The sequence below is a fragment of the Edaphobacter sp. FHG110511_03 genome, from assembly GCF_059115365.1.
In genome coordinates this window covers 587,364-613,312 of the sequence record NZ_JBZYWL010000005.1, presented here as the reverse complement: position 1 = coordinate 613,312, position 25,949 = coordinate 587,364, and the positions used below count along the sequence as shown (strand labels likewise).

Genomic DNA, 25,949 nt, shown 5'->3' with positions numbered 1-25,949 from the left:
TTCGTGGCAGTGTCTGACCTGTAGATTTCTGTAGGTATCGTTCAGGTTGGTGGTCGCAGTAGGCGGACACAAATAGATGTGCCAAATGAAATGAGAGTTCAGGAAAGGCTCACTTAGGATCTTAGATCGCGTTCTCTCCGGTGATCTGAAGAAAACTGTAATTCGACTACTGAAGCTTTGCTGAGGACAAGGGTGCGGTAGACCGTTCAGACTTCTAGACATGCTGGTGAGACAGGCGCAAATCAGGCTCCGATAGCACACACGTCTGAAGGATTTGCGCCCCATTGATCCAGGAATTCCATATGGAGGAATTTCATGAATGGTTCATGCACCCAAAACACAAACCTTTGGGCACGCCGAGTAACTCAGATCGATTCGATTGGACATGCATTGCTGCGTTACGGTCTGGTTGTCGCGATCGGATGGATTGCGGCAATGAAAGGCACAGAGTACGAAGCGAAAGGCATCCAGCCGCTGATTGCCCATAGCCCTCTGCTGAGCTGGGGTTACAACATCTGGACGGTTCATCATTTCACGATGATCATTGGTGCCCTTGAATTAGTCGTAGCAACGCTTATCGCTATTCGCTATCGGTTTCCCAAAGCATCCGCGGTGGGCAGCGTCGGTGCTGTCTTCATGTTCTTAACAACGCTGTCGTTTATTCTGACCACTCCTGGCTGGGAGCCAAGCTTAGGAGGTTTTCCGGCACTCTCGGGCGACGTCGGTGAGTTCCTGATCAAGGATCTCGTTCTTTTGGGGGCAGCACTGTGGACACTGACGGACTCACTTCAGGCCGCCTATGATCTACGGAGCGGGGCATAACTTTATCAAAGCCGCTGCGGCTCGTGATCCACGAAGCCGCCAGCGCTCTTAATCCGGCCTAATAAATAAGCGACGAGACGATCATTCGGATTTGTTCGTGGGGTCTTTTAGCAGGTCCAGCAACTCGCCTGAGTATCCCGGCCGTTGTGGTGAGAACGGGAGTCGGATGAACGCACGGCACAGCCGTCTCAGGCGTGTCTTTCGACGATGGCCGGCAGACAAGGGCACGCGAATCATTCAGTTCGATGACTCGATCTGCAAAGCATATCCGTCACGATTCCGCGGAATAATCCTCTGCCAAGAGTAGATCGAGACAACGTACATCGTTTCGAACATAGTTGGGATCAGATTCCGAAACCAGATCGACAATGCCGCCGTCATTGCTGACCGCTTTCACGATAAGCCGACCAACATAATCATCCAAACGGACATACTGCCCAATCTGAGGGGCCGGTAGCATAGTCATCTCCTAATTCTGCGATCCTGCGATCTCGCATGATCCTCGAGACCCATTCCACTCTGGAAGAATCCCCACGACTGTGATCGTAAAGGGAAAACACGGAATGCCAGCTAATGAAAAGTGTAGGTAAGCGGCCGAAAAGAAAGCCTACATTTCCAATGATCGACAAATTACCGAGGGGACTATTCCTATGAAACTGACATGGCACGGCAATAGCAAATGGAGCAGCCACGCTACGGGCGAGAATTTGAAACAGGGAGGTGACCGATGAAGGCCATCATCGTGATGGATCAAGCTGCAGGAACCGCAGGAATGAAGCTGGTAGAGCGTCCCGCACCAAACGGGGAGGGTGCAAACTACGGCGACGTCATTGTTCAAGTGCGTGCTTCGGGATTCACCGGAGATGAGCTGTCGTGGCCCTCGACTTGGGTCGACCGTCTGGGTCGCGACCGAACGCCTTCGATTCCTGGCCATGAGTTAGCCGGAGTCATCACCTCCCTCAGTTATGGAACGACCGGACTTTCGGTGGGCCAGAGAGTATTCGGCCTCACAGACTGGACTCGAGACGGCACACTGGCGGAGTATGTCGCCGTCGAGGCACGCAACCTCGCACCACTACCAGGCGACGTTGACTTCACGGTGGGCGCAGCCCTGGTTATGCCGGGCCTGACTGCCTGGCAAGGGCTATTCGAACACGGCAAACTTCGTGCGGGCCAGAGCGTTCTCGTACACGGCGCGGCTGGCGTAGTCGGTTCGATGGCGACGCAGCTCGCAAGTGATGCTGGCGCCTACGTTATCGGCACAGGGCGCGCTGGCGGCCGTCAGACGGCCTTCGACTTCGGCGTGCAGGAGTTCATCGACCTCGATAATGACGTGCTGGAAGATGTTGGCGGGGTAGATTTGGTTTTCGATGTTCTCGGGGGCGACATCGGGAAGAGATCCGCAGGCGTGATTCGTGCTGGCGGAACGCTGGTGACCATCACCGGCCCAACAGAAGCGCGGCCCGCGAACGGCCTGACTATCGACTTCGTTGTCGTACCTGATCGCGCGCAATTGACGGAGGTCGTCCAGCGGGTCCGGAGTGGTAGGCTACGTACAAACATCGGCAAGGTGGCTACGCTGGAAGATGCCGTCGCAGCCTTCAACTCAACACAACGGATTAAGGGCAAGACGATCATCCGTACTCATCCGTGAGGACTCCTGGATATTCTAAAGCCCTCACCCGCATGTATTCCGTAACTTTACGTATGGTGCTTGAGCGTCGCTGATGCTCAAGCACCCCCGGTTTTAGCTCACCCACCGACCTATAGTAGGGAGAGCCTCGTTCAGGCAACTTCAGACCTCGGAAGCCCTATATTTGCGGAACCGAGAAATCTAACTTCCATTTGGCTGAAGGTGCATAGAGGGGGCGAAGTCATGGATCGAGAGCTGAGCCTTGCAACTCTGTTCATCACATAGTTCGTGCGCATTGGCCACGGCATGCAGCAATTGAACCACTTGGACGGGCTTGCTGAGAAAAGTAAAGTTCGGTGTAGGGGCTTCGGCCACGCATTTTTGTATTAAAGAAAGTTCAGTGGCAGAGAGCAGAAAGAGGCGGCATGTTGGACATAGCGCGAAGATCTTTCTAACAAGTTCGATACCCGACAGTTGTGGCATCGCGTAGTCGCTTACCAGGATGTCGGGAGGTGTTATGGCGGCTGCTCGAAGCAGCGCACGAGGGCAGGTAAAATATTCGGTCTCGTAACCGCTCTCTTCGAAGATGGCTGCCAGCGTCCTTGCGATCAACACTTCGTCATCAATGATGTAGATACGTTTCTTTTTCACCATATTTCAACTTGCTGGGTCTGTATCACCGTAAGTCTGTCTCGAACGAAGAGACCTGAAGATAAATACAGTCGCGGACAAAGAGATGTCTTTCGTAACGTCACCGCTTTCTGCGCGGAGCAAACAGCTGAGTCTTAGCTACTTAGGATTGCGGCGTGAGTGAAGGAGATGGCAAGCCACCCCATTCACTTCGTCTCTATCCGGCCGGGCCTCCCGCCAAGATATAAGCCAGCCGCGGAAGCGAACGACGGGTCGCTGTTTGTGCGGCCTGCCTATCGAAATTGATAGCCCGACTAACTCCACCGAATGTGACAATTGCTGCGTGACGGACCATCCTCCCTTCATATTCTGAAAGCACCTTGAAGGTGAGTTCTAACTTTCTGGCGGCAACGACGACTGGTTCCTTCACGGAGGACCGACTGGCAACAGATAAGAAAGGCCAAATCATGATAGACGAAGCGATATTCACTCCCTTGCTTACGCACGAAGCCCTACCAAAATCACGTGAGATACTCGAGAACGCGCGACGGCATTTCGGCTTTGTTCCGAATCTTCTGGCATCGATGGCGTCTTCGCCGGTAGCTCTTGGCGTCTACTTCAATGCAAGTCTTGGATTCGAGCTTGGGACGCTGACGCCTGCAGAACGACAAATCGTACTGCTCACAGCAAGCAAAGAGAATAACTGCGCCTATTGCAGCATTTCGCATGGCGCCTTGGCTCGCTTCTACGCAAATGTTCCTGTGGATGCGCTCAGTGCAATCGAATCTGGTGGAAGCCCGCAAGACCACAGGTTAAGTGCCCTTGTCTCGATCACACGAGAATTAGTCGCCCAACGGGGGCAAATCTTAGGGGAAGTAATCCAACAATTCTTCGATGCCGGGTACAGGAAGGAGCAGTTGCTAGAAGTCCTGGTCGGAATTGGGATCAAGACGATCAGTAACTACTTCGACCATATCGCGACGCTTGAGATAGACGATGAGGTTAAGCGGATGATCTCGTTACAAATCTAACCAGAGGCGGACCGAATCGTGCTGCCCGAAGTTCAAGTTGTGCCCGTACGAACTACAGGAGTTCTGTTAGTGAGCGGTCAGATTTCCAAAGCCCGAAACGTAGTATCCAATGGTGATAAACCCGATATCCTCGCCCGTATCGAAAGTTACAAGCGACAGAAGATTTTCGCAGCCAAAAAGCTCATCTCCGCCGCTGCGATGCGGAAGTCCGCTCTGCGAGCGCTTCCGCCCCAAGGGGTTTGCAACTGCTATCCGTGGACATCTCGCGGAAGGTCGACCGGCGCTGATTGCGGAAATCAAGAAGACAAGTCCATCAAAGGGATTGATTCGTCCGAATTTCGATCCTGCAAGCCTCGCGCGGGCGTACCTCGCAGGGGGTGCCAGCTGCCTGTCCGTGCTGACCGACGAGCCTTCCTTTCAAGGCCATCCTGACTATGTGCGTATGGCGGGGGAGGCTTCGGGGTTACCTGTTCTTCGCAAAGACTTTTTGTTCGAAACCTATCAAGTCGATTAAGCGCGTGCGTGGGGCGCAGACTGCATCCTGGTCATTATGGCTAGCGTCAGCGACGCCGAGGCTCGAGAACTCGTCGACGCTGCACACGATCTGGGCATGGATGTACTGGTTGAAGTGCATAATGCGCAAGAGTTGGATCGCGCTCTTCCGCTGGGGACGAAACTCGTTGGCATCAACAACCGCGACTTGCGCAGCTTTGAGGTCTCGCTCGCTACTACAGAACAATTGGCAGCTCAGATCCCAGCTGATCGAATTATTGTGAGTGAAAGCGGAATCGCAGACGATGCAGACATCGAAAGACTTACCGCTGCTGGCGCTCGGACGTTCTTAGTTGAGAGAGCCTCATGCGTCAGACGGACGTAGCTGCCGCAACGCGGATGCTCCTGTTCGGCTGATTCCTCTCATGAGGGCCAATCAAACTAATCACGGCCAGAAATGCCGTGGCAATCCCTTTAAGCGCCGTCACTGCGGGGGTTATTTTGCTCGAGATTATGTCAGTTTGCCAGGCTGTAGAAATCTTCAGGTTACTTTGATGATCCTTGATTGAAGATCGAGGCACCGATGAAGTGTGTGACGATCGAAACGTCCATCGCCAGAAAACAGATGTGATTGTCAGAGAGTAATGTAAGGAGAATGATTAAAATGCCAGAAATCCCAACGTCACAGAAACAAAGTGTCAAGCATCTTGCCGCGCGAGCCGTAGTGGCATATCGCGTTGGATTTCCGGTTGCGCGACTTTCCGTTACGAATAGTAGCGAGCGCCTTAGCGGTATCGTATGCGACTGGAAGAGCCAGCGTGACTTACTCCACGATGACGAGAAGCTGCTAAGCAGAGCCTTCGCCTTCATCTACGTCGGATCGATCGCCGACCAGGAAATTGGTGGTCTGATTTCCGATGAGTTGCACAAAGAGCTCGCCGCCGACATGTCGAGTGTTCTTGACGTGCGACAAACTGCAGTCGATTGGGGTGTCGCCAAAACAGTGGCAGACACCAATCCTTTTGCACATACCGGATACAAGTTGGCCTCGCGGCTTTTGCGAACGGACCAATCGCTGATTGAGGCTCTCGCTCGCGAGCTGGCGTCCCAAGGTACGATTGAAGGCGCCGTTCTGACGAAGTGGCTGGAAGCCAATGCGAGCCCTCTAGATTTGAATGATCTTGAAACAAGAACGACATTCTGAACGCAAACACTAACTACTGTACGAGAGTGGGAACATCCCGCCGACGATGGTGCCGGAAAACCGTAGATGCGGTTGGAAACAGAAGAGGGAGAGCTTTCCCCGTTCCGTGGGCGATCAGAGTCGTCCTACAGGAATCGTAATGGACGAACAGTTGGCTGCCGTAGGGAATCGAGCTCTACGGTGGTTCTCGACCGACGGCAATGGGCCTTGTATATCTGATGCCCCTTGGATTGGAGTTGCCCCGACTTAATGTTCTGGTCGGTTCACTATCTTTTAGTAAGTGAGTTCCAACCGGGAAGCTCACGAGAACCGACGATCAGTCTCACCCCGTCTCGAAAGCGAAGGTAGGTGCGCACCCATGATGCGAAAACCGAAAGGCGATTTCGGAAGCCAATGAGAAAAAATATGTGGACGCCCATCCACGTCAGCCATGCGAGAAGTCCGCTCCAGTTCGTATGGAAAGGCCAGCGAATTTCAGCAACTGCCGCCTTGCGCCCAATCGTCGCAATGTTACCTTTATCGAAGTAGTGGAAGCCTGGACCGTCCTCGAGGGCCTCTGGATGTTGCGTAAGGTGCTTAATGCGTGTTCCGGCATATACTCCCATCTGCATTGCTGGTTGCGCAACTCCAGGGATTGCAGATCCACCTTGCTCCAGGTACGCGAGATCGCCACAAACGAAGATGTTAGGCAGCCCTTTGGGGCTCAAGAACCGATCTACCAGAACCCGGCCGCGCCTATCTACATCTACGCCGAGCATTCCTCCCAGAGGAGAACCTTGAACTCCGGCGGCCCAAAGCGTACAGGCGCTTTCAATCCTTTCGCTACCGACCATCACATAGCCAGGTTGAACATCCGTGACGTGAAAGCCGGTACGAACCTGAACGCCTAACGCTTCGAGCTGTTGAACCGCTTTCTGGCGGAGCTCTTCTGGGTATGTTGCCAAAATAGACGTCGAACCTTCGAGGATGCACACCTCTGTTGAAGATGTGTCGATATGTCGGAAGTCTCGTAGCATGTAGAGGTTTGCAATATCGGAGATCGCTCCGGCGAGCTCGACCCCCGTTGGACCGCCCCCAACGATGACAAACTTCAGCGGGGTGTGGAAACCGGTCTCTACCATCTGCCGTTCCGCGAGTTCGTAGGCAAGCAGCACCCTTCTGCGAATCTCAGTAGCGTCTTCAATCGTTTTTAGACCGGGCGCAATATGCGCCCATTCATCCTTTCCGAAGTAGCTATGTGTTGAGCCGGTGGCTAGGACCAGAAAGTCGTAAGGAAGTGTGATGCCAGTCTTCAAACACACAGTTTGAGCGACAACATCAATCTGACATGCCTCGTCCATGAGCACTTCGACGTTGTTGTGATCGCTGAGAATGGAACGGATTGGCTGCGCAATATCCCCCGGGCTTAACACCGCGAGAGCGACCTGGTAAAGCAACGGGTGAAATGTGTGATGGTTATTGCGGTCGATGATCGTGACATCGACATCTGCGGAGCCCAAGGTCTTAGCAGCATTCAGCCCCGCAAAACCCGCGCCCAAGATGATGACTTTCGGACGAGATTTGGAACGTGGGTAGTCAATCATTAGGTCGGCTTCGAAGTCGAAATTTAGAGGATTATGCATGGATCTGGATTTCTAATTTACCGCGAGCAACGTTCAGCTCGACCCCTGAGATCATCGGTAATTTGCCTGTGGATTTCTCTAGGCAACTCGATATGGGGCGGACCGCCAAACGGCAATGTCGACGAACAATCCAACATCGTTGAACAGAGTTCCTGATGAGTCTCAAATTCGAACGGGAGCATAGATTCGCAAGATCACCTAGAGAAATCTTTAGCAATTGAAAGTCATCCCCTGGCTATCATCAGCCTCTATACCGCCTTGATTAAGGAATGGAATGACCAATGAAGAAGCATGGACACTGACACACGCCAAAATTAAAGGGGAACTACTATGACAACCGCAAACCGACGACTGATGTGGCACGGTATGTTCTTGTTTCTCCTCGGCCTCGTAACTGGCATGCTCGAGACGCACTTTACCAATATGCGAATGGGCGTCTCTGCGCATCTGGAGGGGGTGATGAACGGCACTTTTTTGGTTGTGCTTGGCGCTATCTGGACCGAGATAAAGCTCTCGCCGGCAGCCAAGACAGCTGCATTCTGGACGGCCCTTTATGGGACATATGCTAACTGGTTTTTCACCACTCTTGGCGCAGCATTCGGCACTGCCGCTGCTAATCCAATTGCGGCAGCGGGCCATCAGGGGAAACCCTGGCAAGAGACTTTAGCGGGTGCGGGATTTCGAAGTGTTGAGGTGGCGATCGTGGCTGCCTCATTGTTAATTTTCTGGGGTCTTCGAGGTAGGGCACTAAGTAAGTAATGCTAGTTCAAGCCGCCGATTCAATGTCACCGATGAGGAAACACCAGGAGAGCGATCGAGAAGCTTTTGTATGTTGACGAAGTGCACGGTGTCGCACATCGTGCCGGACTAATATGCCCGTGCTGTCACGTCAGGTAGTAGCGAAGCACAGTCCTGAACGGCCGCGGTTTCGGAGTAACGTCGCTTAAGCGTTCCCAAGCTCGTGCGACCCAGCAAAGATTTATCCGATAGATATTATGACATCTGAGTCCCGACAAGTGCTCCGCGTAGTTGGTCGCCAGTGGCCTAAAGCCTCCAAGCTGCTCCCGCACGCAACGGTACCCGCCAATTACACCCTGCATCCATAAATTCGTAAGGCAGGAAGAAACGCTAATACATTTCGGAGCGGCCGTTGATGCGCGCTCATTGAGAAAATGCGGCTTCCAAGACCGATACCCCTCTTTTTATCTCGCTCGCGTTGCACCCTGCGAAGCCCAGTGACAACCCCGGCTTTTGTTTGTACTTCCTGACATATCTGGACATTGGAACAACCTCTACTCCTAGTTGTTCTACCCGTCGTGCCAACACTGGTTCGGTGATACCGGTTTTGATCCAGGCCACGGTACGCATCCCAGACTGCGCGTGCTGTACATCCAGCAAACCGGCCAGACGCCTACTCGCTTCTTCCGCGAGAAGCTGCGAACGATCAGAGTAGATCTGCCTCATCCTCCTAACGTGATGTCCGAAGTGACCTTCGTTGATGAACTCCGTTAGAACGGCCTGATCTAACGTCGGAGCATGACGATCAATGAAGCTTCGTGTGATTCTAAATCCGTCGACTAGCCGTTCAGGAACGACGATGAATCCGATGCGAAGAGCGTTGAAGAGCATCTTCGTAAATGTTCCGACATAAATGACCGATCCAGATCGATCGAGGCTGTGTAGCGATGCAATCGGCTTACCGGAATAGCGATACTCCGCGTCGTATTCATCCTCGATAATCCACGCCCCTGCACGCGCGGCCCAGGACAGAAGGGCGACTCGTCTCTCCGCTGACATGACAGTTCCAAGTGGAAACTGATTGGCGGGTGTTAAATAGATTACCCGCGCAGTGGGAGATGATGTTATCCCTCTCGCAATATCTATACCGTTTCCGTCAACCGGAATAGGAATTACATTCGCTCCCGCGCTCTGAAATGCTTGACACGCTCCAGGGTACCCGGGATCTTCCATCCACACCTCGTCGCCGGGGTCGAGAAGCACTCGGGCCAGGAGGTCCAATGCTTGTTGCGCACCTGATGTCACGATGACCTGTTCAGCGGAACAACGTACTCCGCGGGACTGGCCCACATATTCTGCGATGGCTCTTCGCAGCGGAGGATATCCGCCCGCATCACCTTGCCCATACAAGGAACGGGGTGCTTTGCGATACACGCGTGCAGCGATCCGCGCCCACAGCTCGACCGGAAACAGGTCGATGGCAGGCTCGTAGCCACGAAATGCCTTGCCGATCGAATGCGAAGCCGGCAAGAAAAATCTAGTCTTCATAAGGCTCTGCGTGCGTGTTGCTACAGTCGCCTTGGAAATCGCTTGACGGAGCGAGTTGCGTAGAGTTGGAGAGCCCGTCGCACGGCCCGCCGTCGGCAGTACGAATGTTCCAGCACTAACTTCGGACGAAACAAATCCCTCAGCCTGAAGTTGTCGGAATGCTGCCACGACTGTACCCCGGGCAAGGCCGTACTGTGCAGCGAGGTTTCTCGTGGACGGCAACCGCATTCCAGATTTCAACCGGCCATCCATAATTGCGGAGCGCAGCTCCGTGTAGAGCCAACGCCAAATCTCCTGGTTATCCTTCCTCGGATCTAAGGCCAAGTCTTGAAATGTCTCTATTTTCGGCATGTTTTCAGGCACCTATCATGGACTAGTCCTCGCAGCGGATTATGGCTCTGCTGGCTACTCCATTTCAATATAGCCTGACTGTGGAAGGAGAATACGTAGTGAAAATGAGATTGGAGCCGGCGAAGGCTTCACCCGCCGCTTACCATGCGATGCTTGGATTAGAGAGCTTTGTAGGTAAGTCATCGAAACTCGAAAGTTCTCTCTTGGACTTGATCAAGATGAGAGCGTCACAGATCAATGGGTGTGCCTTCTCCATTGATGTGTATTCCAAAGACGCGCGCGTGAATGGTGAGACAGAGCAGAGGCTGTACGTCTTGTCTGCATGGCGAGAAACCAGCTTCTTTACGAACCGTGAACGCGCGGCTCTCGCATGGACAGAAGCGCTGACCCGTATCGCGGAAGCTCAGGCACCTGATGAAGTCTATGCCGAAGTCCGGAAGGAGTTTGGTGAAGAAGAGATCGTTAACCTCTCAATGGCGATTATTACGGTCAACTGCTGGAATCGGCTTGCGATTGCTTTCCGTAAGATCCCCGGCGAATATCAACCGGCTAAGACCGGTTGGACGGGTGCATAAAATGAAGACGCTTATTCGCTGTCTATTTATTTTTGGATTTGCCACGGCCACGCATGCTCAGGAAGTGAACACACTCTTTACGAAGCGGGTTCCGGAGATACCTGGTAAAGAGATTGAGGTCGTTACTGTCAACTATGCGCCCGGAGGGAGCAGCGCAGTCCACCAGCATGATGCACATGCGGTTGTCTATGTTCTCGAAGGGGAAGTTGAGATGCAAGTTCGAGGAGGCACACTTCATCGGCTTGGCCCCGGCGGAATATTCTACGAATCTCCTAAAGACATCCATAGCGTAAGCCGGAACACAAGTAAAACGAAACCAGCGAAGTTGGTCGTATTTTTTATCAAAAATGAAGGAGCTCCGATTCTGACTCCCGCCCGCTAACGTGGGACTTCCCGATTCCCACTCGGCCCACAGCTGTATTTCACGTGGAGGCACATATGCATTCGACAACCGCTGAGTTCTCCGAGAAGGGGACAGAGACTATCCGATTGTTCGCTCGGTTTGCGTTGGGAGTTTCCTTTCTTTCCGCGGTGGCAGACCGTTTTGGTTTATTAGGGCCATATGGAGCAAAAAATGTGTCTTGGGGAGATTTCGACCATTTCGTGCGGTATACAGAGACGGTGACGTCTCTCTTCCCCAGTTCATTGGCGCTATATTTTGCATGGTCAGCCACGGTAGCGGAGACATTTCTTGCAATATTGCTCATCGCAGGCTTCAAAACGCGATTGGTATCAGTTTGCACCGGTCTCCTTCTTTTGTCGTTTGCGGTGAGCATGGCCACAGGTCTTGGTATTAAGACGCCATTCGACTATTCCGTTTTCTCTGCCGCCGCTGCAGCATTCTTACTGTCGTTATGGGAACCTGACAAATTCACGCTGGATAAATTCCTGAGCCGATCGCACAACTGAGATCCGATCACAAATAGCGCTAACTTCGATATCGACAACGCTTCGCTTGATAGAGACAGCTACTTCAAGGAGCCATAACTCGATTGTGGGGAAAGCCGTTGCTGTACATGATGTGGCCAGATACGTCGAAAGCCTGCCCAGTGTGCGATAAGGGGCGTTTTAGAACTATCAGATTCAAAAGATCTCTCTGGCTTAGTTTGATAGGAGGTGCAATATGCCGCGACCGAATCCGATAAGGATATTGTTGGTCGATGACAATCCGATTTTTCGCGAAGGGCTCAGTATGGTGATCCAGTCTCAGCCTGATTTGTTCGTTGTGGGCCACGCAGACAACGCAGAGAATGCTCTTTCTCAGTTTCGTAACATGCGTCCAGACGTGACGATCATGGGTCAAGTACTTCCAGATGGTAGCGGTACTGATGCACTCGTTGCCATTCGGAATGAGAATCCTCGCGCGATCGTGATGATGGTGAGTGCTTCGAAACGAGATATGGAGGTACGCCGTGCGCTCGGTGCCGGGGCTGCTGCCTATGTTTTGAAAAATACCCCAAGTGCAGAAATGCTCCGCGTGATCCGTTGGGTCTCTGAGGGGCGTAGGCACATTCCTTCCGAGGTAGCCCGCACCATTGCAGAATATCTGGGACAGGAAGAGCTTTCTCCGCGAGAAAACTCGGTCCTAAGGCTGATCCGCGATGGTTATCGGAACAAACAAATCGCCGGCTGTTTAGGGATTTGCGAAACCACGGTCAATTTTCATATCAGAAACATTGTTGAAAAGCTCCAGGCCAACGACCGGACCCATGCCGTGACGATCGGTTTTCGACGAGGCCTCTTGGAGCTCGAATAGACAGGACCGCAAAGCTCCTATAGGAATCTTTAGCCCTCCGACTGTTCTGAATGTTAGCCACTCACCTTGATTCCGCTATTAGTCTACGAAGACTCCGTCATGGACGCATGGTGCGAAGAAAACATCTGCATTGAAGCTAAGGGGACAATCTTGTGACGAGCGACGAAGTGGAAGCCTTAATCAAAACCAAGACTCGGGATAGAGTGACGATTCACCATGTCAAAGAGCACGTGGGCGACTCTGTAGCGTTTCTGAGCTACTCCATCGACGGACAGAACAAGGTGACGATCTGGCACACCGAGGTTCCAACGCCGCTACAGCACATGGGTATCGGAGGAAAGCTAATAGAAGAAGCGATCCGACTGATCTCGCGTGACGCGTCTGGCCTCCGTATCGTGTGCCCGTTTGCGAAGGAATATCTCGCGCGTCATCCTGAGCTTGGGAGAGGCTACGCCATCGCTGCTCAAGCTTCGATTGCAGACGATGAATTTTGAAATGGCATGAAACCGTGGGAGGGTGCTACTACCTACGCTGGTAGCTTTATGGTCGACCCGGAACTGTACCTGTTATCTGAGTAGGCAAACTGTACCGTCGACTCCCGCACAACATCATTGAGGATTGTTGGAAGAGTTTACTTGAGGGTCTTAAGGACGGCTCGCGTCCGGAAGTCTTGGATCGTTGGGTCCCAGAAGAGTATGTACCGAAGGCATGGTCATTAGCCTGACGTGGACTCTTGCGTTCGAGTCTGCAAGGTTAGCTGCCAACCTGTAGAGACCTTCAAGACACAGCAGGGCGGCAGTCACTATTTCGCAGGAGGTAAATGTATGCCAAAAGCAGTGAGGTTCCGCAAGCTTGGCGGCCCTGAAGTATTACACATCGAGGACGTGCCGGTGAGGCATCCTGAGGCGGGCGAGGTTGCCATCGATGTTGAAGCAGTCGGCATAAACCGTGCCGAGAGCATGTACTACCATGGGAATTATTCCGAGCAGCCTGAATTTCCCTCCGGCCTTGGATATGAGCCCGTTGGAATAGTCACAGCAGTTGGAGAAGCAGTGGATTCCTCACTCATAGGCAAGCGGGTCGGAACGCTCCCTGTCTATTCCATGAACCGGTACCCTGTGCTTGGTGAAAAGGCCATTGTGCCAGCCGACGACGTCTTGGAAATACCTCCATTACTATCATCTGTCGAAGGAGCAGCCGTTTGGATGCAGTATCCGACGGCGTATGGAGCTCTCGTAGAGTTTGCACAGGTTGGTCCAGGTGATGCGGTGATACTAACGGCTGCAACCTCTTCGGTTGGGCTCGCTGCATTACAGGTAGTGAAAGCTCAGGGAGCAATTTCTATTGCAACCACAAGAACTTCAGCAAAGAAGCAACTGCTACTTGATCTCGGAGCGGACAATGTAATTGCTACTCAGGAGGAAGATTTGCCGGCACGCGTCCGTGAGATTACAAACGGTAAGCTCGCTCGAGTAGTCTTTGATGCTGTCGGGGGATCGTATATTGATACACTCGCGCAAGCTGTCGCTCCTGAAGGCACGATCTATCTTTACGGTCTGCTCTCAGAGGAAGCCAATAGCTATCCTGCGAGCGCTTTCTTTAAGAGCATTTCGCTTACGGGCTACATGATGCACCAAATAAAGACGTCCGAACGCTTCGAACGAATGAAGCGGTACGTATATGAGCACCTCGCGGATGGTTCGTTCAAACCCCATGTGGACCGTACTTTCCCGTTCGAGCAAGCTCCCGAAGCATATCGGTATCTTGAGAGCAATCAACAGGTAGGCAAAGTGGTCATAACCCTGTAGGGGAGGCAGAGCGGTGGCGCGCATGGCTCGGTCAGTCGTAAGCTTCTTCGACTCCAAGCAGGGAAAAAGCTGGAAAGCAAGAGGAGCAGTAATGGAGTTCAAGGTACGGCGTTGTGGACCTGGAGACGAACGCGCTTTTTCCGCACTCGGCAGAGCCACCTTTCTAGAAACTTATGCAGGGACGGCGGAAGCGAGCGACATACTAGCTTATATGGAGACGGAACACTCCGTGCAGCATTATCAGCATTGGCTCGCGGGAAGATCTGCACATATCTGGGTTGTGGAGACAGAGATTGGAGGTTCAGCTGTTGGATATTCGGTGGCGTTTAATCGAGACAATGGGGAACTGAACAATCAGATGGAGATCAACCGTATTTACCTGTTGCATCGCTTTCACCATAATGGGCTCGGCAAACTCATGATCGACGTGATTCTAGCTACTGCTCGAGAGAAGAGAGTCAGCACACTGATTCTCAAGGTTCACGAACTCAACAAGAATGCTATCGACTTCTACGTCCGACATGGGTTCCGCATTGTCGGAGATGAGCCGTTTCGAGCCGGTGAGCACGATTATAAAGTCCTGCTCATGAAGCTCGAATTGTCAGAGTTGCCGGAGTAGACATGAGGATAAAGATAGCTAGTGTCGGAGAGTCTGTCCTGCGGGATGCAGCACGGGCGCTTCGTCCAGAAGAGATCGGTTCCGGCCGCATTCGCGAACTCATCGAGCATATGCGAGAGACTCTCGCCGATGCTCCCGGAGTGGGTTTGGCTGCCACTCAAATCGGGGAATCTTTACAGTTGGCAATTATCGAGGACAAGGCGGAATATCAGGCGACATTGACAGCAGCGGAGCTGGCGGAAACCGAGCGGAAGCCGGTTCCGTTCCACGTGCTTATCAACCCGGAGATTGAGTTGTTATCGCCTCCAGAGATAAGTTTCTTCGAGGGCTGTCTCAGCTTGCCCGCTTTTGTGGCGATGGTTCCTCGGGCCCGAAATGTAAGAGTTCGTGCTCTCAACGAAAGAGGCGAACCTGTACAGATCGAAGCGGAAGGTTGGTATGCACGAATTTTGCAACATGAGATCGATCACCTGAAGGGGGTCATTTATATTGACCGTATGTGGCCCCGCAGCTTCTCTTCCGTTGGCCATTACGTTCGGGAATGGAAACCAAAATCAACCGTCGAACTGGTGACGAACTTCCGTTCCAAGCCCTAAGCATCAAAGCAATATGGCGTTATGGGCGCGCTGAATTGGTTCGACAAACATGTCCATCCGCAGGAGGCCGATATGGCAAGATTGCTCTATGTGGAAGCCTCGCCCCGAGGGCATGATTCGACGTCCATTAAGATGGCCGATGCTTACCTTGTAGCTATCCGCGAGCAGAACCCGGTTCTCGAGATCGACACGCTTCGTATCTGGGAAGAAAAGCTACCGGAGTTCGATGGAAACAAAGCTACAGCCAAAATGAACATCATCAGCGGAAGGGAACTGAACGCCGAACAGCGGACGGCATGGCAGGAGATCGTCGAGGTAACGAATCGCTTCATTTCGGCGGACCGATACCTGTTTGCTGTGCCGATGTGGAATGGCGGCATTCCTTACCGGCTGAAGCTGTACATCGACATCATCCACCAGCCGGGTCTGCTGTGGGGTCTGGACGCCAAGACAGGATATTTTGGTCTGCTCAAGAACAAGCATGCGACACTGCTGCTGACCTCGGGCGCCTTTGCTCCTCACTTTCCGTCCCCGGCCTTCGGCGTCGACCACCATTCGACTTATATGCGTGACTGGCTCAACCAGGCCGGAGTCACGGACATCGATGAAGTCCGATTCCAGCCCACCGATTTGACGGCGAATCCGGACGGCGATCTCGTAAAGGCGAAGAACGCCTCGACAGATCTCGCAAGGAAGCATGGCAAGCTCTGACCCGAATCGCGAACCCTCATCAGTCTTCGTGATGTGATGGAATATCGTCGCCAGAAGATCTCCTAGACAGTGCCCTCGAACAACCCCCCTCTTTGGGGATGCAGTCGGTTCTGCCTCACAATCCTTGCTTTAGCAATCAAGTTTGCGAAGACAATCGTAGCGAGCGAAACCGACGAACCTGGCCTTGGGCTTGCTTCGTCGGACGACTTTCAACGGAAGAACACGATGCCTGGCGAAACGTATCGGGGCGAGTGTGATCGAAGTGTGCCACGAGCATTGTTTCCAAAAGACAGCAATGAAATTACCCATACCGTACGGGATGTTAACCCTGAAGGCTCCTGCTCCCGGGCTCGGCGAAGGACTCCACACTCGATGTCGTCTGCTAGAACCTCTCGTGGCAAGCTTCTGGAAGTAGTTCAGCGTCCTGCTGCGCGCGAGTGCAATAACCCATTAATGTTGTTCGAAACTTGACGTGGACACGCAGATGTCCTGGCATTTCAGTCCTGTCAGTAGGAGCCCAGAATGGGCAATTTACTCTTTTGGCAAAAGTTCAGCTTCTGAATCATGTCAAAAAGAACCCAAATTTCGGGTACAAATTCAGGTACAGACATCAGGTTGGTTCATTTACGTATAATTAGACTAAACCACTGACAACAAGTCACTTGATATGTTTCGACCCTACGCTCGGTTACGCTTATTTTTCATTGACTTACGGTATTCTTGGGAAACTCAAAATCCGCCGAGGGCAACCTCGTGGGGGTTCGACCCCCCTCCCGGCACCACCTATCCGATGTATTTTCAGTGCTTTGCGAAGAGTAGCTGGAATCTCGAGATAGGTTCAGGTACAAAATCTGGTACAGTGCGCATCCTACTTCTTTTCAAGAAGTTGAAGATATCTCGTACGCATTTTTCGCCGGCACTATATCTATAGTTATGCTCGGTTACGCTCGATTACGGAATGCGCAGCGGATAATCAGTCCGCCAACCCCACCGCAACCTAAGTTTTCTGTCACTTTTAGATCAAACTCGGGCCAGATCGGAGGGCAAATTCCAAAGGCAAACTCGCTGTCGTTGTGCGTAGACTTAGAAGACCCCACTTCCCTGACCGTCGGCGAGTTTCGAATTAGATATTGAAAGCAAGAGATTCGAGCATAAGCTGGGATTAATCACCAACCTGTCAAAGTTGCATTCCCTGCACATCCAGGACAACTGTCAGGGCCTCTTCTCTGAGCGGATTGCTCAATCCGGCGATGCTGAAACCCAAACAATCAGTTGAAGGCGGGTCTGCACCGTGCAAATCATGTAGATCTGTTCACACTAAAGACCGCAAATCAGGATACTTTGAAATTTGCTGCAAGATTAAGAGAAGGATGTGGACGGATTCTCCGCGTCGTCCTGTTTTCCAAACAGGACTTCGTGTCGGGTGTAGTTGTTCCTCAGAGTTGCTAGGAATAAACACGCCTAACATTCCGTTTCAGCCAATTCGCCCCCCCTCTACACCGCTGCAGAGTTGCTTTAAGGTTTCGACTTTACGATTGACAGCTTTTTTCCAGCTCTCTAACATGGCCTCACAGCCCATAAGAAACTGACAGGAACAAAGCTCTCTGGGCGGAGGCTCGTCTTGCGTCGTTTGTGTATCTGCCTGGTCATTCTGCTATCCGTTTTGCCTGTCTCGAGTGAGACCTTTCAAGCTGTCCGTCATCTTTCGGTCTCTATACCCGGCGGGGCGGCAATTCAGGCAGATTTCAATGGAGATGGTCTACCTGACTTCTTTTATTATTCCCCGGCTTACACACCTGATTCTTCAATCCGGGCCGAAGTCCTGCTTTCTCATGCGGATGGCAGTTATTCTGATCCGCTAACCTTATCGCTGGATGGCACTCCCCATCAATGTCGCGCCTATGACGTCAATGGCGATCACCTCGCCGATCTTGTCTGCGCGTCGCTAACGTCAGGATCCGCTTTGCAGCAGGTGATATACACCTTCATCGGGAATGGCGATGGCAGCTTCCAAGCCTCGATCCGCACAAATATTTCCACTAACAATTCCAATACAGCGCTTGGTGTCATCACGGCAGGAGATATCAACGGCGATGGCAAACTCGATCTGATTCTGGTCGATCTGCAGCAGCTCAATGCTATTTATCCGATGCTTGGCGATGGTGTTGGACACTTTACCCTCGGCACTTCGTTTAATCTGCACTACTACAGTTTGACAGCCCACTCTCTCGCCGAGATGCATGACATTAATGGAGACGGCAAGCTCGATCTTCTATACACAGAACCATTGCAGGTTTATCTCGGTAATGGGGATGGCACGTTTACTTCCGGATTTGCCAACGGAAGCTACGTGAATTGTTTTTTTGCTGACTTCGATAAAGATCAACATCTTGATGCAGAATGCCTCGAAGTAAGCTCCTTCTCGTATGTGATCCTGCACGGCAATCCGGACGGTACTTTTAACACCACGCCAATTGCAACACCCGGGTTCAGCACAACATCAATTCTTCTGGCCGCACAGGACTTGAATGGAGACGGCATGGCGGACATGATCGGCGTCGGCAACGAAGGAACGGTCATTTATCTTGGCAAACCGGGGCTCCAGTTTGCACCCCCCACCCTTTATTCGTTTTACCCCCGATACAGCAACTTCGGACTAAACGATCCCTTAATCGGCGACTACAACGGCGACGGTGTCCTGGATCTGGCGACAGCGGCTTTCGATGGTCTCTACATCGCCTATGGACGCGGCGACGGCTCTTTCCGCGCATCACGTCCGACCGAATCGGGAACGACCATCGGTGGGATCGCTGTGGGAGACTTCGATGAGGACGGAGTGCCGGACGTTGTCACCTCGGGTAGTCCAAGCCTCCTGTTAAATCATGGAACCGGTGATGGCACCTTCGCTACGTCGACACCAATTCAAACGGATAACCTTGCGGCCAATGCGGGAACGTCCTCGATGATACTTCAGGGAGACTTCAATGGCGATGGCCATCTCGACCTGCTCACCGACAACAACGCTTTGACCCAGATTCTATTCGGGAGAGGCGATGGCACATTCAACGACCCGGTTATCGCGAGTTCCACTTTCAACTTCATCCCTATGAGGGGTGCAGTCGTTGCTGATATCAACGGTGATGGACGAGCGGATTTGATCGCACCATACAACTCGTATCCCACGGGAGCGGTATGGTTGATGCTCTCCAATGGAGACGGAAGTTTCTCTGCGCAGTCGATCGCCAGCTTCAACAGCACTTTGTCCGTTTCGGCGGCCGACGTGAACGGAGATAGCAGGCTCGATCTTGTCGTTTCGATTGCCGGAGGAGTCCAGATATTTTTAGGGAAGAGTGATGGCACATTCGATCAAGTTGCTTCGGCGCCTGCCGCGCCTTCTACCGGCAACGGCACTTTCAATCCTGGCCAGGCTGTCTTCGGAGATTTCGATGGCGATGGAAAGATAGACTTTGCCGTCGCGGCGATCAACAGTCTGAGTGCTTATTATCTAACCGTTTATTTCGGCAACGGCGATGGAACCTTCTCCGCTCCATCCACCATCACAACCGGAGTCGTTTCTACCGGGCTGTCCTTGAATCTTGCTGCGCATGACCTGAACGGGGACGGCATGGACGATCTGGTATACAGCGGCAGTAGCACATACCAAGCGGCAGAGATTTCTATTCTGCATGCCAAACCGGGCCGAACCTTCGATGCCGGCATGGGGCTGCTGGCTGGTTTCGGTACGTTGACTCCATCGATTGCAGACTTCAACAAAGATGGACGGCCCGACCTACTGTTCTCGAACTCTTTTGCTTCCCCAGGTATCTTCACCGTTCTATTAAACCGGGAGTCGACCAGCACGACTCTTACTGCGGATAGTACAACTATCCAGTATGGCCAGAGTGCGGGTTTTACAGCGACGGTTGCGTTCTCCGCCGATAGCGCCTCTGCGCCGCCCCCGTCGGCAACAGTCACTCTCAGTGGACTGCCCCGTAGTCCCATCACTCTCCCGATCGTATTTTCGTCTCCTGGCGCCAATGCTCCTTTCTCCGGAACAGCACAGTATGAGGCTATCAATCTGCTGCCTGGCACATACAACGTGACCGCAAGGCTTAATGCGAGTTGCTGCCTCACTCCCTCGAAGTCTGCAATCACAACCCTTGTAGTGGCCCCCGCGGCGACAACAACCACTCTTGCGCTGACTCCAGTACCACCACTGACAGGACAACCGGCTACTCTTCGTGTACAGGTAAGCAGCCAAACGACTGTGACCTCGGGCACGATTACCTTCTTCGATCGGGGAACGCAGATTGGTACCGCGCCTGTTGCGTCCGGAGCAGCCAGTTTTGCCACTTCACCGTTGTCCGCAGGTACACATAGCATTACGGCGGTGTTTGCAAGCGACCAGAACTTCCTCACCTCTAGTTCGCAACCGCTCACCCTCACGGTCTTTGATAGTGGCTATCAACTCACGGCAGCTCAAACAAATCTCTCGCTCGGCGCTAACGGCAGCACGGACCTTGTAACACTTTCGCCGGTGCAGGGCTTCTCCGGCAAGGTAACTCTAAGCTGTTCGGTCACGCCGGCTGACAGCATCACAGCCGCCACTTTGCCGACCTGCAGCTTGTCGCCAAGCGTCGTTACTCTGGCAGGAGCTCCGGTCAGCTCTACTCTCACTATCTCCGACAATAAGAGCAGTACCACAGCAGTGTCTGCAGGTGTATTTCCCGGATGGTTGGGTTTGTGCCTTATTGTCCTCGTCTCTGCACTCTTACGTAGACAGAATCGTCTCTCGTGGAGCGCCTTTGCCACGCTCCTTACCATGCACGCCGTGACACTGCTTTCAGGATGTGCCGGACGAGTGACGAGCCCCTCTGCAGCTGCTAATGCGGCCATAAAAAACTACACCGTTACCGTTACTGCTTCGAGCGACATGCCAGGATCGGCCCCTGCTCCCCTCACGATCACAGTACACAGAGAGTAGAGATCGTTATGAACTTCCGTCCTTCTTTGAATCTGCCCCCTATGACTATGACTCGTCTGTTCTGCTCGCTTGTGCTGGCTGCCCCAGTGTTTTCCGCTCAGGCGTTGATGGGAGCCCCCATTGCTCGGCAGAGCGCTGATACCCAGTTGCTCCCACTCACGTTTGAGGAGAACCGTGGGCAAGCGCCCGACGGTGTCCGTTTCCTCTCCCACAGCTCCGACGGGGAGTTCCTGTTTACCCCACGCAAGGTGGTGCTTCCGTGTTCGGCCAAGGGCTCTCCCATCTCTTTGCTTCTGGGGAACGATGCGTCTTCCTTGCGCGCCGAAGAACCAACGAATGGCGTCGCCAACTACTACGCAGGTAACGACCGCACGCACTGGTTGCAAGGCATTCCGCTTGACCGGCAGATTCGTTATGAGCAGGTTGCCCCCGGCATAGATCTCGTTTTTCATGGAAGAGACGGTCATCTGGAATACGATCTTCAGGTAGCTCCCGGTGCAGATGTAGAGGCGATGCGTCTCAGTTTGAGCGGTGGAGCGTCGTTTCATCTCGAAGCTGACGGCTCAGCGACCGTGCAACTGGCGAACACCAACTCGACCTGCCAGGGATTGCATTTTCTCGCACCCATCGCAACGCAGCAGATCGATGGAAAGACTGCCACGGTGGAGAGTCACTTCACGCTCGATGCTGATGGTCACCTCGGTTTCACTGCGTCTCATTACGATCGCAGCCGTTCTCTCCTCATCGACCCTGTCGTGAGTTACACAAAGATCATCGGCGCCAGTAACGGTGTGGAAGTCTCCGCGTTAAAGGTGGATGCCAGTGGAGCCGTCTTTCTAACCGGTCAGACCTACGCCTCAGACTATCCGGTTGCTGGTGGAGGACAAGGGAGTATCGGGCAGAGTGGTAGTGAGCAGATCTACGTTACAAAACTCGATCCCACTGGGACACAGATCCTGTACTCCACATATATACCCTCACCTGGCTTCAACACTGCTGAGGCGATTGCTCTGGATGCTTCGGGTAATGCCTACGTCACTGGCATCACGGGCAGCTCCAGTTTTCCTACGACTTCGGCGAATCTGGGTACATGTACAAATAGCTTTTGCAACACCGGCTTCGTCGCCAAATTCGACGGTACCGGAGCGATGGTCTATTCCACTCTGATCGGTACAGGGCAGCAGCTTCCACGCGGTATTACTGTCGATACCGACGGCAATGCTTATATCGCAGGCAACAGCAGCGACAATGGCTTGAAGACAGTCAATGCGTTTCAACCGTCGTATACCGGCATGGTTTGTACAACATGCGGCGGAGTTTTTTTTGCCAAGCTGAACCCTACTGGAACGGACTGGGTTTTTTCGAGCTACTTTTTTAGTCCTGGCCAGATTGGGGCATCCGCGATGGCAACTTCCATCACCCGCGACATCCAGGGCAACATCTACTTCGGAGGCAACGGCACCTCCGTTCCTCTCAAAGGCTCTTTCCAGGATGGCACCGGGGGCTCCTTCGTTGCGGAGTTTGCACCAGATGGCAAGACGCTGCTGTTCAGCACGCTTCTGGGTGGTGATACCTTCGTCGCCGATACACTCGGGCAGATTCAGGTAGGGGCCGATGGAACGATTTATCTCGCTGGATCGCAGATCGCGCCTGACTTTCCCTATACCGTCGAGGCCTACCGCCACCCCATCTACTCCATTGGGTACGCTCAGTCTAAACAGTACCTCTTTGCCAGCGCCATCAATCCGTCCCATACGGGCTATACCTGGTCGACCTATCTGGGCGAAGGCTTCGTCAATACAACAGCGATGGATACGAAGGGCAACTTCTATATCGCGGGCAGCTTTGGGCTAAATTCGTTGCCCTTCAAAGATGCGGTTGCCGCTGACAGTCCCGGCGCTGGAGCCTTCATTTTGGGGCTTACGCCAAAGGGTGATCTGGTAAGCTCCACCGGCTTCGGCGGACGGGTGATCTCACAAGTCCCAAATGGCATGGCGATCGATCCGTCAGGTAACATTTACATCGCCGGTACGGCAAATTCTTTGTCGATCAATAATGGCTTTCCTTACGGCTTCTACGACCCCATCAACGTTGGCACAGGCACCGCATATACCGACCAGGCGAGATCTGGTAGCTATTCGAGCTTCATAGCGAAGATCGCGCCGACGAATCAGCCGCAGATCAGCCTCACCTATAGCGGGCCAATGCTCGAGCTCCGCAACGCAGGCAGCGCAGACCTGCATATCGTCAGCATCGTGCCGGGTAACAGCATCACTTCGATCATCAATGCCTGCGGTACCACTGTGGCAGCAGCAAGCTCCTGCTTTCTGACCCCACTTAGTACAACGCGAGGTGGAACCCTTACGATCAATAGTGATGCCCAGCCCTCTTCCCAGACCTTCACGCCCACTGGCCTTGCAAGCTCTCTTGGCGCAGTGGTGTACGTCGATAGCAGCCAATTGAACATCCCTCCCACGCAGAACGGAACAACCAGCGTGGCAAAGCCACTCTATATTTGGAACCTGGGCAACGCCGGGGTCGCTATCAGCTCCATCCTCACCTTCGGGTGGACCTCGCAGACGAACGACTGTCCCGCCATACTCGCGCCTGGCACGTTCTGCACAGCGAGCGTTACCGTGAAACCCGTTTCGGCGGGCGCGCCCAGTGGCTCGTACGATATCGGGGTGGTCTACGGCAGTGGGAGCCGTGTCGATGTCTATCCTAACTTCACGCCAAATCCAGTGGATGGGCCCCTGTTGTTTTCTGCCGACAGGAGCCTGCAATATGGTAATGTCCAGCTCGGGACAGCGTCGCTGATTCGTACCGTTACGATCACCAATAGCGGAACCGCACCTGTCACTGTAGACGTGCCGTCCTTCTCCGGCGATGGAGCCAGTAGCTTTACGGTTGCAGCAAACACCTGCACAGGCATCGCTCTTGCGTCTCAGGCGAGCTGTGTGATCGGTGTCAGTTTTGAGCCTCTGCAGGCTGGGCGTCTTGCGGTGCCGATGCTTTTGTCTGGCGGTGGTTCGTCCACGACAATCTACGTTATCGGTACAGGCATCAGCACGCCCAGTCTCTCAATCAATCCAGGTTCCTTCGACTTCGGCAACGTCGTGCCTGGCACCACAGCGACCCAAACCGTGCAGATTAAAAACACGAACGCCACGGAGATCGCTCTCACTAGCATTACCGCAGGCGCTGCAGACGGTGGCTTACAGCCCGATTACAGCCAAACGAATGACTGCGGCGCTACGCTTGCGCCCAATGCGAGCTGCTCCATCACGGTTACATTTGGGCCGTCGGTTCTGGGAATGCGTAAAGGAGCCGTCACGCTTATGATCGATGGCGGCGCTCTGACATCGAAAGTATTGCTGACAGGCACCGGAGTTCCTGCATTTCTTGCAACTCCTAACTCGTTGTCCTTCTCTTCTACTCCTGTCGGCAGTAAGGCGTCGCAGAGCATATCTCTGGTCAATCAGTCCAGCATGTCGCTCGCACCTGTACTGACAACTACGGCTCCGTTCTCGATCGATTCAACGACTTGTAACGGTCCGCTCGCCGCTGGAACAAGTTGCTTAATTTTCGTTGGCTTCCAGCCAGACTCTAATGGTCCTCAGGCTGCGGTGCTCACCGTTGCTTCCGGGGAGGTAAATCCTATCACGGTACCACTCTCAGGAACCGGGACTGTCTCCGCAATCACGCTTTCGCCGACATCCCTGACTTTCGAAGGGACAAACATTGGCACTTCCGCAGCAGCTCAGACGATAGCTCTCACGAACTCTGGTGCCGCTCCCCTTACGACGCTCACTTTTGGGATCTCCGGTGTCAATCCTAAGGACTTTACGCTGACGACAACGTGCGGCATCTCCCTCGCTTCCCAGCAGAGCTGTCTCCTCAATGTCGTCTTCACGCCCTCGAGCGCCGGCGCTGAGAGTGCCACGCTTTTCATTTCCAGCAATGCTGCCACCGGTCCGACAACAGTCGCATTGGTTGGGACAGGAAACAGCTCTGGTCTCGCTCTGTCTACCTCCTCCCCCACCGCCACAATCTCCGGCGGTTCCTCCGCTACCTACACACTGGTGCAGCAACCGCGAGCAGGCGCAACAGGAACTATCACCTTCACGTGTGCAGATCTGCCGCTATACGCGGCATGCAGCTTTTCTCCCCCGAGCCTGTCGATTGCTAATGGAGGCAGTACAACGCTTACCGTCACAACTTCCCAAACTCAGACAGCCGCGCTCCACCCACCGATAAACATTGAGGCCGCAGTTTGTCTCGCAAGCTTATTTCTGTTGCCGGCGGTGCGAAGACGCTCTTGGTTGACTCTACTATCCTGCCTCCTGCTGTTCGCATTCGTGGGTATAGGAGGATGCGCCTCATCCTCAAAGCCATCTTCCCTATCCTCAACCAATCTCACGCCGAAAGGAACATACACTTTCCACGTGATTGCAAGTGCGGGCACTCAGATGCAGACGATTCCTTTGACGCTGACAGTACAGTAAGCGCGAACCGATGATCTTCAGCTGAACTGGTAACAGTCATCTCCGGAAGATCGAGATGCTCCTCGGTTGAAGACATTCTCCCTGGACATGCCATAAACAACCAGCAGTATTGACCAAGAACTAGGAATTGAAGTCTCGCCGGCTACCATTTGGAGTGAAAGTCCGCAGGTACGCCGAATAGGAAGTTCCATTGAACCAGCGGCTTCAAAGGCACCACTTCGAAGCTGCTGGAACAGCATTAAGAAATCTAAAAGGCAACTCCTCGCGCAAGTGGACGAAGCTACCGTGCGAGCTATGCGGTGAGCAGTGATGGGCGCTTATGGC

19 protein-coding genes and 1 pseudogene are annotated in these 25,949 nt (G+C 53.3%); 17 read left to right on the top strand and 3 right to left on the bottom strand.

What is annotated here, in order from left to right; translation table 11 throughout:
• Window positions 1-315: 315 nt before the first annotated feature.
• Together AC5S26_RS22350 and AC5S26_RS22345 are read left to right on the top strand one after the other, a co-directional pair.
• Complete coding sequence (locus AC5S26_RS22350) at window positions 316-822, top strand: YkgB family protein (RefSeq protein WP_494187148.1); 507 nt, start codon at window positions 316-318, stop codon at window positions 820-822.
• A 727-nt stretch (window positions 823-1,549) separates the two neighbouring features.
• Window positions 1,550-2,476 (top strand): NADP-dependent oxidoreductase, encoded by a 927-nt coding sequence (locus tag AC5S26_RS22345; protein ID WP_494187147.1) that lies wholly within the window; start codon window positions 1,550-1,552, stop codon window positions 2,474-2,476.
• A 180-nt stretch (window positions 2,477-2,656) separates the two neighbouring features.
• Here the strand turns inward: AC5S26_RS22345 and AC5S26_RS22340 are convergent, their stop codons facing one another.
• On the bottom strand, window positions 2,657-3,109 hold the full coding sequence (locus AC5S26_RS22340; protein ID WP_494187146.1) for a response regulator: 453 nt from the start codon (window positions 3,107-3,109) through the stop codon (window positions 2,657-2,659).
• A gap of 356 nt (window positions 3,110-3,465) precedes the next feature.
• Between AC5S26_RS22340 and AC5S26_RS22335 the strand changes: the two genes are divergently transcribed.
• From AC5S26_RS22335 to AC5S26_RS22325, 3 genes and pseudogenes are all read left to right on the top strand, one after another.
• Window positions 3,466-4,116, top strand: a complete 651-nt coding sequence (locus AC5S26_RS22335; protein ID WP_494187145.1) for a carboxymuconolactone decarboxylase family protein — start codon at window positions 3,466-3,468, stop codon at window positions 4,114-4,116.
• Between the two features lie 109 nt (window positions 4,117-4,225).
• Window positions 4,226-4,993 (top strand): annotated as a pseudogene (locus tag AC5S26_RS22330) (indole-3-glycerol phosphate synthase TrpC).
• Window positions 4,994-5,272: 279 nt separating this feature from the next.
• On the top strand, window positions 5,273-5,812 hold the full coding sequence (locus AC5S26_RS22325; protein ID WP_494187144.1) for a hypothetical protein: 540 nt from the start codon (window positions 5,273-5,275) through the stop codon (window positions 5,810-5,812).
• Between the two features lie 266 nt (window positions 5,813-6,078).
• Here the strand turns inward: AC5S26_RS22325 and AC5S26_RS22320 are convergent, their stop codons facing one another.
• Window positions 6,079-7,434 (bottom strand): NAD(P)/FAD-dependent oxidoreductase, encoded by a 1,356-nt coding sequence (locus AC5S26_RS22320; RefSeq protein ID WP_494187143.1) that lies wholly within the window; start codon window positions 7,432-7,434, stop codon window positions 6,079-6,081.
• A 330-nt stretch (window positions 7,435-7,764) separates the two neighbouring features.
• Between AC5S26_RS22320 and AC5S26_RS22315 the strand changes: the two genes are divergently transcribed.
• Window positions 7,765-8,193, top strand: coding sequence for a styrene oxide isomerase (locus tag AC5S26_RS22315; protein ID WP_494187142.1), 429 nt, complete (start codon window positions 7,765-7,767; stop codon window positions 8,191-8,193).
• A gap of 402 nt (window positions 8,194-8,595) precedes the next feature.
• Here the strand turns inward: AC5S26_RS22315 and pdxR are convergent, their stop codons facing one another.
• Entirely contained in the window at window positions 8,596-10,071 is a 1,476-nt protein-coding gene (gene pdxR, locus AC5S26_RS22310; RefSeq protein ID WP_494187141.1) for a MocR-like pyridoxine biosynthesis transcription factor PdxR, read from the bottom strand.
• 41 nt (window positions 10,072-10,112) lie between these two features.
• On the opposite strand from pdxR, the gene AC5S26_RS22305 reads away from it, so the two are divergent.
• The 11 genes from AC5S26_RS22305 to AC5S26_RS22255 all read left to right on the top strand — a co-directional run bounded on the left by AC5S26_RS22305 (window position 10,113) and on the right by AC5S26_RS22255 (window position 25,625).
• Window positions 10,113-10,646 (top strand): carboxymuconolactone decarboxylase family protein, encoded by a 534-nt coding sequence (locus tag AC5S26_RS22305; RefSeq protein WP_494187140.1) that lies wholly within the window; start codon window positions 10,113-10,115, stop codon window positions 10,644-10,646.
• 1 nt (window position 10,647) lies between these two features.
• Window positions 10,648-11,028, top strand: a complete 381-nt coding sequence (locus AC5S26_RS22300) for a cupin domain-containing protein (protein WP_494187139.1) — start codon at window positions 10,648-10,650, stop codon at window positions 11,026-11,028.
• Window positions 11,029-11,084: 56 nt separating this feature from the next.
• Entirely contained in the window at window positions 11,085-11,555 is a 471-nt protein-coding gene (locus AC5S26_RS22295) for a DoxX family membrane protein (RefSeq protein ID WP_494187138.1), read from the top strand.
• A 214-nt stretch (window positions 11,556-11,769) separates the two neighbouring features.
• Entirely contained in the window at window positions 11,770-12,402 is a 633-nt protein-coding gene (locus AC5S26_RS22290) for a response regulator transcription factor (protein WP_494187137.1), read from the top strand.
• 203 nt (window positions 12,403-12,605) lie between these two features.
• Complete coding sequence (locus tag AC5S26_RS22285; RefSeq protein ID WP_494187136.1) at window positions 12,606-12,896, top strand: GNAT family N-acetyltransferase; 291 nt, start codon at window positions 12,606-12,608, stop codon at window positions 12,894-12,896.
• Window positions 12,897-13,226: 330 nt separating this feature from the next.
• Window positions 13,227-14,210 (top strand): zinc-dependent alcohol dehydrogenase family protein, encoded by a 984-nt coding sequence (locus AC5S26_RS22280; protein WP_494187135.1) that lies wholly within the window; start codon window positions 13,227-13,229, stop codon window positions 14,208-14,210.
• A gap of 22 nt (window positions 14,211-14,232) precedes the next feature.
• Window positions 14,233-14,829 carry a GNAT family N-acetyltransferase gene (locus AC5S26_RS22275; protein WP_494187178.1) on the top strand — a complete coding sequence of 199 codons (597 nt, stop codon included), beginning with the start codon at window positions 14,233-14,235 and terminating at the stop codon, window positions 14,827-14,829.
• Between the two features lie 2 nt (window positions 14,830-14,831).
• Window positions 14,832-15,425 (top strand): peptide deformylase, encoded by a 594-nt coding sequence (def, locus tag AC5S26_RS22270; protein WP_494187134.1) that lies wholly within the window; start codon window positions 14,832-14,834, stop codon window positions 15,423-15,425.
• 72 nt (window positions 15,426-15,497) lie between these two features.
• Window positions 15,498-16,136, top strand: a complete 639-nt coding sequence (locus tag AC5S26_RS22265) for an FMN-dependent NADH-azoreductase (RefSeq protein ID WP_494187133.1) — start codon at window positions 15,498-15,500, stop codon at window positions 16,134-16,136.
• A 1,621-nt stretch (window positions 16,137-17,757) separates the two neighbouring features.
• Window positions 17,758-21,120 carry an FG-GAP-like repeat-containing protein gene (locus AC5S26_RS22260; protein WP_494187132.1) on the top strand — a complete coding sequence of 1,121 codons (3,363 nt, stop codon included), beginning with the start codon at window positions 17,758-17,760 and terminating at the stop codon, window positions 21,118-21,120.
• 41 nt (window positions 21,121-21,161) lie between these two features.
• On the top strand, window positions 21,162-25,625 hold the full coding sequence (locus AC5S26_RS22255) for a choice-of-anchor D domain-containing protein (RefSeq protein ID WP_494187131.1): 4,464 nt from the start codon (window positions 21,162-21,164) through the stop codon (window positions 25,623-25,625).
• The last annotated feature ends 324 nt before the right edge of the window (window positions 25,626-25,949 follow it).

Coding starts and splice junctions, on each gene's coding strand:
- AC5S26_RS22350 (WP_494187148.1), top strand. CDS start 316: ATGAATGGTTCATGCACCCAAAACACAAACCTTTGGGCACGCCGAGTA.
- AC5S26_RS22345 (WP_494187147.1), top strand. CDS start 1,550: ATGAAGGCCATCATCGTGATGGATCAAGCTGCAGGAACCGCAGGAATG.
- AC5S26_RS22340 (WP_494187146.1), bottom strand. CDS start 3,109: ATGGTGAAAAAGAAACGTATCTACATCATTGATGACGAAGTGTTGATC.
- AC5S26_RS22325 (WP_494187144.1), top strand. CDS start 5,273: ATGCCAGAAATCCCAACGTCACAGAAACAAAGTGTCAAGCATCTTGCC.
- AC5S26_RS22320 (WP_494187143.1), bottom strand. CDS start 7,434: ATGCATAATCCTCTAAATTTCGACTTCGAAGCCGACCTAATGATTGAC.
- AC5S26_RS22315 (WP_494187142.1), top strand. CDS start 7,765: ATGACAACCGCAAACCGACGACTGATGTGGCACGGTATGTTCTTGTTT.
- pdxR (WP_494187141.1), bottom strand. CDS start 10,071: ATGCCGAAAATAGAGACATTTCAAGACTTGGCCTTAGATCCGAGGAAG.
- AC5S26_RS22305 (WP_494187140.1), top strand. CDS start 10,113: ATGGCTCTGCTGGCTACTCCATTTCAATATAGCCTGACTGTGGAAGGA.
- AC5S26_RS22300 (WP_494187139.1), top strand. CDS start 10,648: ATGAAGACGCTTATTCGCTGTCTATTTATTTTTGGATTTGCCACGGCC.
- AC5S26_RS22295 (WP_494187138.1), top strand. CDS start 11,085: ATGCATTCGACAACCGCTGAGTTCTCCGAGAAGGGGACAGAGACTATC.
- AC5S26_RS22290 (WP_494187137.1), top strand. CDS start 11,770: ATGCCGCGACCGAATCCGATAAGGATATTGTTGGTCGATGACAATCCG.
- AC5S26_RS22280 (WP_494187135.1), top strand. CDS start 13,227: ATGCCAAAAGCAGTGAGGTTCCGCAAGCTTGGCGGCCCTGAAGTATTA.
- AC5S26_RS22275 (WP_494187178.1), top strand. CDS start 14,233: ATGGCTCGGTCAGTCGTAAGCTTCTTCGACTCCAAGCAGGGAAAAAGC.
- def (WP_494187134.1), top strand. CDS start 14,832: ATGAGGATAAAGATAGCTAGTGTCGGAGAGTCTGTCCTGCGGGATGCA.
- AC5S26_RS22265 (WP_494187133.1), top strand. CDS start 15,498: ATGGCAAGATTGCTCTATGTGGAAGCCTCGCCCCGAGGGCATGATTCG.
- AC5S26_RS22255 (WP_494187131.1), top strand. CDS start 21,162: ATGACTATGACTCGTCTGTTCTGCTCGCTTGTGCTGGCTGCCCCAGTG.